The sequence below is a fragment of the Acidovorax sp. T1 genome (assembly GCF_002176815.1).
GTDB lineage: Bacteria > Pseudomonadota > Gammaproteobacteria > Burkholderiales > Burkholderiaceae_C > Acidovorax.
Genome location: NZ_CP021648.1, coordinates 1040925 through 1053466, shown reverse-complemented (window position 1 = coordinate 1053466; position 12542 = coordinate 1040925). Strand labels below are relative to the sequence as shown.

At 66.3% G+C, this 12542-nt stretch carries 12 protein-coding genes; 3 read left to right on the top strand and 9 right to left on the bottom strand.

Annotation, left to right across the window (positions count from 1 at the left end):
* Positions 1-113: 113 nt before the first annotated feature.
* Positions 114-1592, bottom strand: a complete 1479-nt coding sequence (gene argH, locus CCX87_RS05065; RefSeq protein ID WP_087744286.1) for an argininosuccinate lyase — start codon at positions 1590-1592, stop codon at positions 114-116.
* Between the two features lie 51 nt (positions 1593-1643).
* On the opposite strand from argH, the gene CCX87_RS05060 reads away from it, so the two are divergent.
* Entirely contained in the window at positions 1644-2774 is a 1131-nt protein-coding gene (locus tag CCX87_RS05060) for a sensor histidine kinase (protein WP_087744285.1), read from the top strand.
* Positions 2771-3538 (top strand): LytR/AlgR family response regulator transcription factor, encoded by a 768-nt coding sequence (locus tag CCX87_RS05055; protein WP_087744283.1) that lies wholly within the window; start codon positions 2771-2773, stop codon positions 3536-3538. The genes CCX87_RS05060 and CCX87_RS05055 overlap by 4 nt, the downstream gene beginning before the upstream one ends.
* 52 nt (positions 3539-3590) lie before the next feature.
* Here the strand turns inward: CCX87_RS05055 and CCX87_RS05050 are convergent, their stop codons facing one another.
* From CCX87_RS05050 to yghU, 5 genes are all read right to left on the bottom strand, one after another.
* Positions 3591-4484: a ZIP family metal transporter gene (locus CCX87_RS05050; RefSeq protein WP_087744278.1), complete on the bottom strand. Its 894-nt coding sequence runs from the start codon at positions 4482-4484 to the stop codon at positions 3591-3593.
* 125 nt (positions 4485-4609) lie between these two features.
* On the bottom strand, positions 4610-5506 hold the full coding sequence (locus CCX87_RS05045) for a dienelactone hydrolase family protein (protein WP_087744276.1): 897 nt from the start codon (positions 5504-5506) through the stop codon (positions 4610-4612).
* A 179-nt stretch (positions 5507-5685) separates the two neighbouring features.
* A complete protein-coding gene (locus CCX87_RS05040; protein WP_087744274.1) occupies positions 5686-6186 on the bottom strand; it encodes a flavodoxin family protein in 501 nt (166 codons plus the stop codon).
* 7 nt (positions 6187-6193) lie between these two features.
* On the bottom strand, positions 6194-6826 hold the full coding sequence (locus CCX87_RS05035; RefSeq protein WP_087744272.1) for a glutathione S-transferase family protein: 633 nt from the start codon (positions 6824-6826) through the stop codon (positions 6194-6196).
* Between the two features lie 35 nt (positions 6827-6861).
* Positions 6862-7737, bottom strand: a complete 876-nt coding sequence (yghU, locus tag CCX87_RS05030; protein ID WP_087744270.1) for a glutathione-dependent disulfide-bond oxidoreductase — start codon at positions 7735-7737, stop codon at positions 6862-6864.
* Positions 7738-7851: 114 nt separating this feature from the next.
* Between yghU and CCX87_RS05025 the strand changes: the two genes are divergently transcribed.
* A complete protein-coding gene (locus CCX87_RS05025; protein WP_232476489.1) occupies positions 7852-8301 on the top strand; it encodes an HNH endonuclease in 450 nt (149 codons plus the stop codon).
* Positions 8302-8419: 118 nt separating this feature from the next.
* Here CCX87_RS05025 and CCX87_RS05020 read toward each other — a convergent pair whose 3' ends face one another.
* The 3 genes from CCX87_RS05020 to polA form a co-directional block, all read right to left on the bottom strand.
* Positions 8420-8725 carry an AzlD domain-containing protein gene (locus CCX87_RS05020; RefSeq protein WP_087744265.1) on the bottom strand — a complete coding sequence of 102 codons (306 nt, stop codon included), beginning with the start codon at positions 8723-8725 and terminating at the stop codon, positions 8420-8422.
* Positions 8722-9465 (bottom strand): AzlC family ABC transporter permease, encoded by a 744-nt coding sequence (locus tag CCX87_RS05015; RefSeq protein ID WP_087744263.1) that lies wholly within the window; start codon positions 9463-9465, stop codon positions 8722-8724. Before CCX87_RS05015 ends, CCX87_RS05020 begins: the two co-directional genes overlap by 4 nt.
* Before the next feature lie 239 nt (positions 9466-9704).
* Positions 9705-12500 (bottom strand): DNA polymerase I, encoded by a 2796-nt coding sequence (gene polA, locus CCX87_RS05010; protein WP_087744260.1) that lies wholly within the window; start codon positions 12498-12500, stop codon positions 9705-9707.
* Positions 12501-12542: the final 42 nt, after the last annotated feature.

Here is a 12542-nt window from a genome sequence, read left to right as displayed (position 1 = left end):
CGGTAACGCAAGGCTGCCACGCGCTGCGTCAAGCACACTCAAACGCTATCTAATAAAGAGCAGCTTGCGCAATACCAATAAGCGCCAGAGCCTCATTTCATTCGAAAAATTGATCATGCCGCCAGACGCGCCTGGTGGCGGGCGATCTGCGCGCGCACCTGCGCCGGCGCGGTGCCGCCCAGGGTGTTGCGCGCGTTGAGCGATCCGCGCAGGCTCAAGGCTTCGTACACGTCTTTTTCGATCTGCGGGTGAAAGCCTTGCAGCACGGCCAGCGGCAGCTCCGACAAGTCACAGGCGTGCGTGGTGGCCGCCTTCACGGCGTGGGCCACGGTTTCATGCGCATCGCGAAACGGCAGGCCCTTCTTGACGAGGTAGTCGGCCAGGTCGGTGGCGGTGGCGTAGCCGCGCAGTGCGGCCTGCTCCATCGCGGGCGCGTTGACGGTGATGCCGCCTTCCTTCTTGCCCGTGGCGGGGTTGCGCTGGCCGCCCACCATTTCGGCAAAGATGCGCAGCGTGTCCTTGAGCGTGTCCACGGTGTCGAACAGCGGCTCCTTGTCTTCCTGGTTGTCCTTGTTGTAGGCCAGGGGCTGGCCCTTCATCAGCGTGATCAGCCCCATCAGGTGGCCGACCACGCGGCCGGTCTTGCCGCGTGCCAGTTCAGGCACGTCGGGGTTTTTCTTCTGCGGCATGATGGACGAGCCGGTGGTGAAGCGGTCGGCGATGCGGATGAAGCCGAAGTTCTGGCTCATCCAGATGATGAGTTCTTCCGACAGGCGGCTCACGTGCACCATGCACAGGCTGGCGGCGGCGGTGAACTCGATGGCGAAGTCGCGGTCGCTCACGGCGTCCAGGCTGTTCTGACAGACCATGGGGTGCCCGTTCGCATCCACCATGCCCAAGGTTTTTGCGACGCGCTCGCGGTCCAGCGGGTAGGTGGTGCCGGCGAGGGCCGCCGAGCCCAGCGGCAGCACGTTGACGCGGCGGCGCACATCCTGCATGCGCTCGGCATCGCGCGCGAACATTTCCACATAGGCCAGCATGTGGTGGCCAAAGCTCACCGGCTGCGCCACCTGCAGGTGGGTGAAGCCGGGCAGGATCACCTCGACGTTCTGCGCGGCCACATCGACCAGCGCCACCTGCAGTTCTTTCAGCAGGTCGCCGATCAAATCAATCTCGCCGCGCAGCCACAGGCGCACGTCGGTGGCCACCTGGTCGTTGCGGCTGCGGCCGGTGTGCAGGCGCTTGCCGGCGTCACCCACCAGCTGGGTCAGGCGCGCCTCGATGTTCAGGTGCACGTCTTCGAGGTCGAGCTTCCACTCGAAGGCGCCGGATTCAATCTCCTCTTTGATCTGCGCCATGCCGCGCTGGATGGATGCGTGGTCGTCGGCACTGATGATGCCCTGGGCGGCCAGCATCTCGGCGTGCGCCAGGCTGCCCGCGATGTCGGCCTGCCACAGGCGCTTGTCAAAAAACACGCTGGAGGTGTAGCGCTTGACCAGATCGCTCATGGGCTCGGAAAACAGGGCGGACCATGCCTGCGCCTTGGTATCTAGCTGGTTGTGGGAAGGGGTCGTGGCTTGGCTGGTGGGCATGGCAGGGCAATAATCGGGTGGAACTGACACCCGGAACAGCCGGATGCCTCAATGCAAAACAAGCAAATTTTATCGACCCAGCCCCTGGAGCTGGAAACGGCGCCCGCAAAGCCGCGCCTGCTTGGCAAAGTGCAGCGTGCGCTGGTGTTCGATGCCTGCCATGTGGGCGTGGTGCTGCGCGCCGTGCTGTTTGTGGAAATCGTGCTGGGCGTGGGCGCGCTGTATGGCGCCAGCACGCCGCTGGAGTGGCTGGCACGCGTGTCGCTGCTGACAGGTGGCGCCCTGCCCGCCACGCTGGTCTGGCTGATTGCCGCCTGCAGCTTCAAGACCGTGTTGCAGCGCCTGGGCACCAACGGCCAGTTTGTGGCGGGCGTGCTGCTGGGCACCCTGGCGGGGCTGTATGCCTGCGCCATGCTGGCCCTGGTGGGCGTGGCAGAACAAGCGCCCTGGCTGGCCAGCGCGGCCAGCGGCGCGCTGCTGTCGGCAGCGCTGGTGGCCGCGCTGGTGATGCGCGCACGCGGGCGCACCCCGGCGGCCACCACGGCGCGCCTGGCCGAGCTGCAGTCGCGCATCCGCCCGCACTTTCTGTTCAACACGCTCAACAGCGCCATTGCGCTGGTGCGCGCAGAGCCGGCCAAGGCCGAGTCGCTGCTCGAAGACCTGAGCGATCTGTTTCGCCATGCGCTGGTGGAGCAGGGCGAATCGGTCACGCTGGCCGAAGAGATCACGCTCGCGCAGCGCTACCTGGCGATTGAAGAGGTGCGCTTTGGCCAGCGCCTGCAGGTGCAGTGGAGCCTGGACCCGCGCACCGACAACGCCCGCCTGCCCCCGCTGCTGCTGCAGCCGCTGGTGGAAAACGCCGTCAAGCACGGCGTGGAGCCCAGCGCGCGCGGCGGCAAGCTGCGCGTGCTGACCGAGCTGCGCGGCAGCCGCGTGGTGGTGCGCATCACCAACACCCTGCCCGACACCAACACCCGCACCCACGGCATGCCGCGCGGCCACGGCATTGCGCTGGACAACGTGCGCGCCCGTCTGGCGCTGCTGCATGATGTGCAGGGCGCGTTCAGCGCGGGCGTGCAGGATGGCCTGTACCAGGTGCGCATCACCCTGCCGGTCCCCACCAAGCCAAAGCCTGCCGCTCCAGCGCACGCATCCAGAACCCCGCGCCGCTCCAAGCCATGAACATCCTCATCGTTGACGACGAAGCCCTGGCCCGCAGCCGACTGCGCACCCTGCTGGGTGATTGCCAGGACACCGTGCGCACCACCGTGGCCGAAGCCGCCAACACGGGCGAAGCCCTGGCGCAACTCAGCCCCACAGGCGGGCGCGCATTCGACCTGCTGCTGCTGGACATCCGCATGCCCGGCCAGGACGGCCTGAGCCTGGCCCATGCCGTGCAAGCGCTGCCGCACCCCCCCGCCGTGGTGTTTGTGACCGCCCACGCCGACCACGCCGTGAGCGCCTTCGAACTCGACGCCGTGGACTACCTCACCAAGCCCGTGCGGCGCGAACGCCTGCTGCAGGCCCTGACCAAGGCCCAGCGCAGCCACCGGCGGGGCGCACCCGCCGTCGCCCCCGGCAGCCACAGTGCCGCCAGCGCCGCCGACGGCGAAACCCTGCTGATCCAGGACCGCGGCCGCACCGAGCGCCTGCCGCTGGCCGAGGTGCTGTATTTCAAGGCCGAGCTGAAATATGTGACCGTGCGCACCATCACGCGCAGCTACATCATGGATGGCTCCTTGAGCGAGCTGGAGGCCAAGTTCGCCCCGCGCTACCTGCGCATCCACCGCAACGCGCTGGTAGCGCGCCGCGCCGTGCGTGCGCTGGAAAAACACTACGACCCCGACGAAGGTGAAGGCTGGGCCGTGCGCCTTCAGGGGCTGACCGAGCTGCTGATGGTGTCGCGCCGGCAGGTGGCGGCGGTGCGCGAGGAGCTGGCGGGCTGACCGGCGAAGCGCAAACCGGGTATCGCAATGCCCTCAGAACGCGTTCACGATCTCAGTGCAAATGCGCCGCGCCGCTCACCAGCATCACGAGGCCCATACCCACCAGCAGCCAGACAATCTGGGCCAGTGTTTCGCGTGCCGACAGGCGTTTTTGCAGCTGCGGAATCAGATCGGCCAGGGCCACATAGACAAAGCTGCTGGACGCCACGACCAGAAAATACGGCAGCCAGTCGTGCAACTGTCCGACCAGGAAATACCCCACCAGCCCGCCCAGTGCCGTCACAGCTCCGGCCAGCGAGACCTTAACCAGCGCCATGCGCCGGTTCGGGCTCGCCTGGCGCAGCACCACCAGGTCGCCCATGTGGTGGGGCACCTCGTGGGCCAGCACGGAAACCGCGGCAATCACGCCCAACCGCATATCCGCCACGAAGGCCGAGGCAATCAGGATGCCGTCGCCAAAGCAATGCACGCTGTCGCCGGTGAGCACCGCCCAGCCCCCTGCCGTCTTGGGACCATGGTGGTGGGCGTGGGCGTGGGCGTGGCGGTGCTCGTGTTCGTGCCCATCTGCATGTGCGTGCGCACGCCCGTGCAGCACCTCCTGTGCATGGTCATGCCCCGTCTCGCCATGCCCGGTTGCGGGCGGCGCCTCATGGCTGTGCTCGTGGCCGTGGTGCCACAGCTCGGCCTTGTCGAGCAGAAAGAAAAACACCAGGCCCACCAGCAGCGCGGTGAACAGGTCGTGGCCGTCCACAGGGCTCTCGAACGCTTCGGGCAGCAAGTGCATGAAGGCCGTGGCCAGCAGGGCACCGGCCGCCAGGCTGAGCAGGCGCTGCGGCCCCACACTGCTGCCGCCGCCTTTGAGCCCCGCGCCCATCAGCAGCGCTGCCAGCCATACGCTGCCGATGCCCGCCGCCAGGGTGGCCAAAATAATTGCTACCAAAGTCATAGCTATATGCGCTTGTTATATATGCCCAGGGGCATGTTTTGACCAAAAATGCGGTGCACGCGTCCCCAAAAAACGAAGCCGCCCCCGCTGCGGCCGGGGCGGCTGGTGCAAAGGGTAAGGCCGTTTCAGACCACGCCGTGGGCCTTGAACCAGGCCAGCGCACGCTTCCAGCCGTCTTCCGCCGCTTCCTTGCGGTAGCTGGCGCGGTAGTCGGCATGAAAAGCGTGCGGCGCGTCGGGGTACACCACGAACTGCGAAGCCTTGGCGGCGGCCGTTCCGCTGGCCAAGGCAGATTTCATCTTATCAATCGTGTCAAGGGGGATGCCGGTGTCTTTTTCGCCATAAAGACCCAGCACGGGGGCCTTGAGGATGGGCGCCAGCTCCACCGGGTGCTTGGGCGTGAGTTCGCTGGCCTGCCCCACCAGGCGGCCATACCAGGCCACGCCGGCCTTCACCGAGCCGTGCGCGGCATAAAGCCAGGTGATGCGCCCGCCCCAGCAAAAGCCCGTAATGCCCACCCGGGCCAGGTCGCCGCCGTTGGCCCCGGCCCATTGCACGGCGCCATCGAGGTCGGCCATCACCTGCGCATCGGGCACCTTGGCCACCACCTCGGCCATGAGCTTGCCCACTTCGGTGTAGGCGGCCGGGTCGCCCTGGCGCGCATAAAGCTGCGGCGCAATGGCCAGATAGCCGGCCTTGGCAAAGCGCCGGCAGGTGTCTGCGATGTATTCGTGCACGCCAAAGATTTCCTGGATTACCAGCACCACCGGCAGGCCCGTCTTGCCCGCGGGCGCGGCGCGGTAGGCAGGCACCTTGAAGCCGCCGACGGTAAAGCTGACCTCGCCCGCATCCAGCCCGTCGGCCGGGGTGGCAATGGCCGTTTGCGCCATCAGCGGCGCCGCCGCTGCCGCATAGCCAAGGCCGATGGCCGCCTGCAAAGCGGTGCGGCGGGTGGTTCCCGCCTCGGTGGCGCGACCGGGGAGCAAGGCGTTGACATCGGAACAGGCATCTTCATTGAGCATGGCGCATCTCCTGTGGTAACGAGGGTTCAAGTCAATCGAGGCTGCAGTTTAGGGCGTGTCCTCCGCCCTTCCCTCCCTGCACGGGCATAGCCCAGCGCCACCGGTGTGCAAGCATGGTCCAAAAAAAGGCCTCTAGCGCTTACTGGATAAGCGCTATCAGCTATCAACAAAATAGCAACCTAAAACACCCCCAGCACCAGCCCCGCCGCCAGCGCCTCGCCCAGCGCCCTGCAGCGCGCAAGGTCTGCATCGCCAATGTGCTTGGGCGCCAAAATGGCCTCGGGCGTCTGGGCGTGGGTGCACACGATCAGCGGCTCGGCCACCGCCTTGAGGCGCCAGCCGGTGGCAATGCGCGCGATCTGCCGCGCCGCGTTGCTGCCATCGCTGCCCGCGCAAACCAGGCTGGCGTAGGGGCGGCCGTTGACCCGATCGAGCACCCCGTAGTAGCTGCGATCAAAAAAGTCCTTGAGCTGCCCGCTCATCGCCGCCAGATTCTCAGGCGTGGCAAACACATAGCCATCCGCCGCCAGCACGTCCTGCGGCCCAGCCTGTGCGGCGTGCAGCAGGCGCACCACACAACCCGTTTCGGCTGCGGCACCCATGCGCGCGGCCTCGGCCATCTGCCGCGTGCCACCCGTGAGCGAGTGGTAAACGATCAGCAAGGTTTTGGCCGCGCTCATGCAGAGATTACAAAGACATTGACGGCCGGGCCGCCATGGCCGCGCGCCAGCGCAGCAAATGCGGGTGCTGCTCGCCCGGCTTTTGCTTGACCACGCGCGCAAAGTCCACCGCCACCACGGCCGTGATGTCGGCCACGCTGAAGCGATCGGCGGCAATGAAGTCGCGGCCCGCCAGGCGCTCGTTCAGCAGCGCAAAAAACTGCCCGATGCGTGCCAGCCCGCGCTCGGCCAGCGCGGGGATTTGCGGGTAGTCCACCGCGCCCGGCAGCGCCCGGTTGGCCATGGCGGGCGCGCTGTTGCGCAGCGCCTCGGCAATCGCCAGCAGGCCTTCAAACTCCACGCGCCAGTTCCAGCTGGCGATCTCGGCCTTTTGTTCGGGCGTCTCGCCCAGCAGCGCAGGTTGCGGATAACGCGCTTCGAGATAAGCAATGATCGCCGCGTTGTCGGTCAACAACAAACCTTCTTCGGTGCGCAGCGCAGGCACCGTGCACTGCGGGTTGATACGCCGATAGGCCTCGCCCAGTTGCTCGCCGCTGCGCAGGTCCACCTGCACGGTGTCATGGGCAATGCCTTTTTCGGCCAGCAGGATGCGGGCGCGGCGAGGGCTGGGCGCGGTGGCGCAGTCATACAAGGTGATCATGTGAAAACCCTTTGCAACGGTAAAAGGACCAACGATCAGGACGCTGCTGCCAGCTTGTCCTGCGTCTTGGTGTCGAAGTCGCTGGCATCGTGTCGCTCGTGCAGCTGGCTGGCAGGGTCACCCCAGGTACGGTTGACCTTGCGGCCGCGCTGCACGGCCGGACGCTTGGCAATCTGGTCGGCCCAACGCACCACATGGGTGTATTCATGCACCTGCAAAAATTCACCCGCCTCGTACAGCTGGCCCTTGGCCAGCGCGCCATACCAAGGCCAGGCCGCCATATCGGCCACGGTGTATTCATCGCCCGCCAGATATTCGTGCGCGGCAAGGCGCTGGTTGAGCACATCCATCTGGCGCTTGACCTCCATCGCATAGCGGTCGATGGCGTATTCGATCTTGGTCGGCGCATAGGCGTAAAAATGCCCGAACCCGCCGCCCAGAAACGGCGCGCTGCCCATCTGCCAGAACAGCCACGACAGGCACTCGGCCCGCCGGGCGGGATCGGTGGGGACAAAGGCACCAAACTTCTCGGCCAGGTACAGCAGGATGGCGCCGGACTCGAACACACGCACCGGCTCGGCACCGCTGCGGTCCATCAGCGCCGGAATCTTGGAATTGGGGTTGACGGCAACGAAACCGCTGCTGAACTGCGCACCCTCGTTGATGGGAATCAGCCAGGCGTCGTACTCGGCGCCGCTGTGGCCCAGGGCCAGCAGCTCTTCCAGCATGACCGTGACCTTGACGCCGTTGGGCGTGGCCAGCGAATACAGCTGCAGCGGGTTGCGGCCGACGGGCAGCTCCTTGTCGTACGTGGCGCCCGCGATAGGGCGGTTGATGCTGGCGAACTTGCCGCCGCTCTCCTTGTTCCATTGCCAGATGGCGGGCAGGGTGTAGGGGGATGAATCGGTCATGTGGGGGCTCCTTCAGGCAAATCGGTTGGCCACGGGCTGTGTGGCAGGGTGCTGAACGAGTGTACTGACGCGGGCCGGAATTTGCTTTGCCCGCAATCTCAAAGCAACTTCAGCTTGGGCTTCAATCGCGTCAACGACGACGGGATAGTTGTTCAAGCCCTTTCAACGCTTGAGGCCGAAGACAATCCTCTTTCCCCTCCCGTACTTCCCGATATTGATCTTCCCGCTGCCGGGACTGAAGGTGCTGCGCACCTTGTATCTCATCTACGCCGCGAACGAAATCAGGCAATTGTCGAAGCAAAGAAGGCTGCAATCCTCAACGCCAAAGGGCGCTTGTGCTGCGAAGTATGCGGCTTCGATTTCTTCGCTCACTACGGCGTCCTCGGAGCTGGCTTCTGTGAGGTTCATCATTTGGTGCCGCTGTCGGCAGCAACGGAGTCGGTCACCGCCACGCTTGATGCTTTGGCCATCTTGTGCTCGAACTGCCACCGAATCATCCACCGTTCAACACCCATGCTTTCAGTTGTGGAGTTATCTCAACTGGTTATCCGTGGCCGCCCCTAACCTTTCGTTGCAGGACACGCTCCGCCTATCGGCGGCTCGCCCGTGAACTCAAACATTAATCGTCTGCATTCACTGGCCGCCACCGACTGCTCTTGGCCGACAGCAGCCCAGTAACCAGTCACCCCCACCACCGCACCAGCCCCGCTGCTGCCGCCCCCAGCAGCACCACCAGCAAGAACGGCAGCCGCAGCCACAAGGCCAGCGCCGCCACGGCCAACGCGGCAAGGCGCGCATCGATGACCAGGGCGGTGCCTGCGGCAAAGGTGTTCATCACCGTCAGCGCCGACAGCAGCGCCACGGTGATGGCGCCTGCCACGCGGGCCATGCGGGGGTTTTGCAGCCAGCGGGCGGGCACGGCGTAGCCAGCCAGTTTGGTGAGGTAGGTGGCGGCGCAGGCCAGCAGGATGGCGGTCCAGAGCGTCATGGGGCCTCCGTTGTAGTGGCTGCGGACGGTGCCTGCGGGGGCGCATCGGCGCCGGTGCTCCGGCTCCACCAGCCCCAGGTGGCGCCGACCACGGCGGCCAGCAAAATGGGCAGGCCGGGCGGCAGCAGCGGCACGGCCAGGGCAGTGACCACGCCGCACAGCACGGCCAGCGCCACGGGTTCGCGCTGTTTCAGGCGCGGCCACAGCAGGGCCAGGAAGGCGGCGACGGCAGCGCCGTCCAGACCCCAGCGGCGCGGGTCGCCCAGGGCGTCGCCCAGCACGGCGCCGAGCAGGGTGAACAGGTTCCAGAGCACGAAAACGCCCAAGCCCGCCGTCCAGAAGCCGCGCCGCTGCTCATCCGTTGCGGTCTGGCCCGCAGCGGTGGCGGCGGATTCGTCGATGGTGAGCTGCGCGGCCACGGGCTTGCGCCAGCCGGTGGGGGCGATCATGGCGTTCAGCTGCATGCCGTACACCGCGTTGCGCACGCCCAGCAGTGCCGCCGCACCCAACGCAGCCGAGCCCGCGCCGCCGCCCGCGATGACGCCGATGAAGGCGAACTGCGAGCCGCCCGTGAACATGAGCAGGCTCAGCGCCATGGCCTGCCACACGGTGAGGCCGGCGGCCACGGCCAGGGCGCCAAAGGAGATGCCGTAGAGGCCGGTGGCGACGGAAATCGACAGGCCCATGCGGATGGCGGGGGTCCAAGTGGCGGGGCGCAGGGTGGGTGGAGAGGGATTCATTTGCTTCAAGTTTGATAGCTTTTGGCGCTTGCTGCATAAGCGCTGGCGGCTGAAAACACTTAAAAATCACGCCCGCATGCCATGGCAACGGGTGAATGGCCGGAATGTCAGGCTGCCCGACAACGCGGCGCCTTGTGGTCCGGCATGGGGTCAGAGCACGAGTTTCGCTGCGCGAAATCGTGATCTGACCCCATGCCTACACCGTGGCCTGCTCCCCCCGCCTGCGCGGGAGGTTGCCATCAATGCGCCTTGTCCCAGTTCGGCCCCACGCCGACCTCGGCCAGCAGCGGCACCTTGAGCGCTGCCACCTCGGCCATCAGGCGCGGGATGTGGCTCTTGAGCCAGTCCACGTCGCCCTCGGGCAGCTCAAACACCAGTTCGTCGTGCACCTGCATGATCATTTGGATGGCGGGCTTGTGCGCATCGAGTTCTTTTTGCACGGCCACCATGGCCAACTTGATGAGGTCGGCCGCCGTGCCCTGCATGGGCGCGTTGATGGCGGCGCGCTCGGCACCGGCGCGGCGCGGGCCGTTGGGCGAGTTGATTTCGGGCAGGTACAGGCGGCGGCCGAACACCGTCTCGACATAGCCGCGCGCCTTGGCCTGGGCCTTGGTTTCGTCCATGTATTGCTTGACGCCGGGGTAGCGCTGAAAGTAGCGGTCGATGTAGGCGGCGGCGGCCTTGGTCTCGATGCCCAGGTTCTTGGCCAGGCCAAAGCTGCTCATGCCGTAGATCAGGCCGAAGTTGATGACCTTGGCGTAGCGGCGCTGCTCGCTGGTCACCTGGTCCACGGCCACGCCAAACACCTCGGCGGCGGTGGCGCGGTGCACGTCCAGGCCGGCGTGGAAGGCGTGCAGCAGCGCATGGTCGCCACTCAAGTGGGCCATGATGCGCAGCTCGATCTGGCTGTAGTCGGCGCTGGCGATCACGCAGCCGGGCGGCGCCACGAAGGCCTCGCGAATGCGCCGACCCTCGACTGTGCGGATGGGGATGTTCTGCAGATTGGGGTCGTTGCTCGACAGCCGCCCCGTCACGGCCACGGCCTGCGCGTAGTGCGTGTGCACGCGCCCGGTGCGCGGCAGCGCCAGCTGCGCCAGCTTGTCGGTGTAGGTGCCCTTGAGCTTGCTTAAGGACCGGTGCTCCAGCAGCTTGGCGGGCAGCGGGTAGTCTTCGGCGAGCTTTTCGAGCACCTCTTCGTCGGTGCTGCGCGCGCCGGTGGCGGTCTTCTTGACCACGGGCATGCCCAGCTTGTCGAAGAAAATTTCGCCCAGCTGCTTGGGGCTGCTCAGGTTGAAGGGCTGGCCGGCAATCGCATACGCATCGGTTTCGAGCTGCACGATGCGCTGGCCCAGCTCGTGGCTTTGCGCGGCCAGCGTGGGCGCGTCGATCAGCACGCCGTTGCGCTCGATGCGGTAGAGCGCCTCGCTGCTGGCGATTTCCAGTTCGTAGATGAAACGCAGCTTGTCATCGGCCTGCAGCAGCGGCCACAGCGCGTTGTGCACGTCGAGCGTCTGGTCCGAGTCTTCACACGAATAGGCCGCCGCCTTGTCCACCGGCACCTGGGCAAACGGGATCTGGTGCGCGCCCTTGCCGCACAGGTCTTCGTAGCTGATGCCCTTGCGGCCCGTGTGGCGCTCGGCCAGGCTGGTGAGGTTGTGCGGTTTGTGCACTTCGAGCACATAGCTTTGCAGCATGGTGTCGTGCACATAGCCGCGCACCTCGATGCCGTGGTTGGCGAACACATGGCGGTCGTACTTGATGTGCTGACCCAGCTTGGGGCGCTTGGCGTCTTGCAGCCAGGGCGCCAGGCGGGCCAGCACTTCATCGCGCGGCAGCTGCGCGGGGGCATCCGGCCCGGCGTGGGCCAGCGGGATGTAGGCCGCCTCGCCGGGCTGCACGCTGAAACTGATGCCGACGATTTCGGCGCGCATCTCATCCAGCGAGGTGGTTTCGGTGTCCAGCGCCACCAGCTCGGCTTTCAGCAGGCGCTGCAGCCAGTGGTCAAAGTCGGTCCAGTTCAGGATGGTGTCGTACACCACCGGGCGGTGCTGCGCGGCCTCGGCCACGGAGCTGGCGGAGTGGTCGGCGAACAAATCGCCGCTCTGGCCCGGCATGGCCACTGCGGGCGCGGGCGCGGCGGCGGGTGACGCGGCATCGCCCAGCGCGCGCGCCAGGCCCTTGAAGCCGTATTTTTGGTAAAAATCGCTTAAAGCCCCCGTATTCTCTGCGCCTATAGCTATTGATTCAATAGCAGGAAAGCCCGGCACATAGCTGTCCAGGTCGCAATCGGTCTTGATGGTGAGCAGCTGGCGGCCCGTGGGCAGCCAGGCCAGCGCCTTGCGCAGGTTCTCGCCGGCCACGCCCTTGATCTTGTCGGCGCTCTGCACCACGGCGTCGAGCGAGCCATATTCCTGCAGCCACTTGGCGGCCGTCTTGGGGCCCACCTTTTCCACGCCGGGCACGTTGTCCACCTGGTCGCCCACCAGGGTCTGAAAATCCACCATCAGGCGCGCGGGCACGCCGAACTCGGCCTGCACGCCAGCCAGGTCGCGGCGTTTGCCGTTCATGGTGTCGATGATGGTGATGTGCTCGTCCACCAGCTGCGCCAAGTCCTTGTCGCCGCTGCTCACGATCACCTCAATGCCCTGGCGCGCCGCCGTCACGGCCAGCGTGCCGATCACGTCGTCGGCCTCGACGCCGGGCACGTCCAGCACCGGCCAGCCCAGCAGGCGCACCACCTCATGGATGGGCGGGATCTGCGCGCGCAGGTCGTCGGGCATGGGGCTGCGGTGCTGTTTGTATTCAGGATAGATCTCGTCGCGGAAGGTGGGGCCCTTGGCGTCGAACACGCAGGCGGCGTAGTCGGCATGCACCTCCTTGCGCAGCGCTTGCATCATGTTGATCATGCCGCGGATGGCGCCCGTGGCGGGGCTGGCCGGGTCGCCGGGCACGGCGCGCAGGTCGGGCATGGCATGGAAGGCGCGGTAGAGGTAGCTGGAGCCATCCACCAGCAGCAGGGTCTTTTTGTCACTCATGCGGCGATTGTGCACACGAAGCCGCTGCTGCTTTGCAAGCAC

Bases quoted from the DNA above. Each gene is read 5' to 3' on its own strand.
- argH (WP_087744286.1), bottom strand. From the start codon at position 1,592: ATGCCCACCAGCCAAGCCACGACCCCTTCCCACAACCAGCTAGATACC.
- CCX87_RS05060 (WP_087744285.1), top strand. From the start codon at position 1,644: ATGCAAAACAAGCAAATTTTATCGACCCAGCCCCTGGAGCTGGAAACG.
- CCX87_RS05055 (WP_087744283.1), top strand. From the start codon at position 2,771: ATGAACATCCTCATCGTTGACGACGAAGCCCTGGCCCGCAGCCGACTG.
- CCX87_RS05050 (WP_087744278.1), bottom strand. From the start codon at position 4,484: ATGACTTTGGTAGCAATTATTTTGGCCACCCTGGCGGCGGGCATCGGC.
- CCX87_RS05045 (WP_087744276.1), bottom strand. From the start codon at position 5,506: ATGCTCAATGAAGATGCCTGTTCCGATGTCAACGCCTTGCTCCCCGGT.
- CCX87_RS05040 (WP_087744274.1), bottom strand. From the start codon at position 6,186: ATGAGCGCGGCCAAAACCTTGCTGATCGTTTACCACTCGCTCACGGGT.
- CCX87_RS05035 (WP_087744272.1), bottom strand. From the start codon at position 6,826: ATGATCACCTTGTATGACTGCGCCACCGCGCCCAGCCCTCGCCGCGCC.
- yghU (WP_087744270.1), bottom strand. From the start codon at position 7,737: ATGACCGATTCATCCCCCTACACCCTGCCCGCCATCTGGCAATGGAAC.
- CCX87_RS05020 (WP_087744265.1), bottom strand. From the start codon at position 8,725: ATGACGCTCTGGACCGCCATCCTGCTGGCCTGCGCCGCCACCTACCTC.
- CCX87_RS05015 (WP_087744263.1), bottom strand. From the start codon at position 9,465: ATGAATCCCTCTCCACCCACCCTGCGCCCCGCCACTTGGACCCCCGCC.
- polA (WP_087744260.1), bottom strand. From the start codon at position 12,500: ATGAGTGACAAAAAGACCCTGCTGCTGGTGGATGGCTCCAGCTACCTC.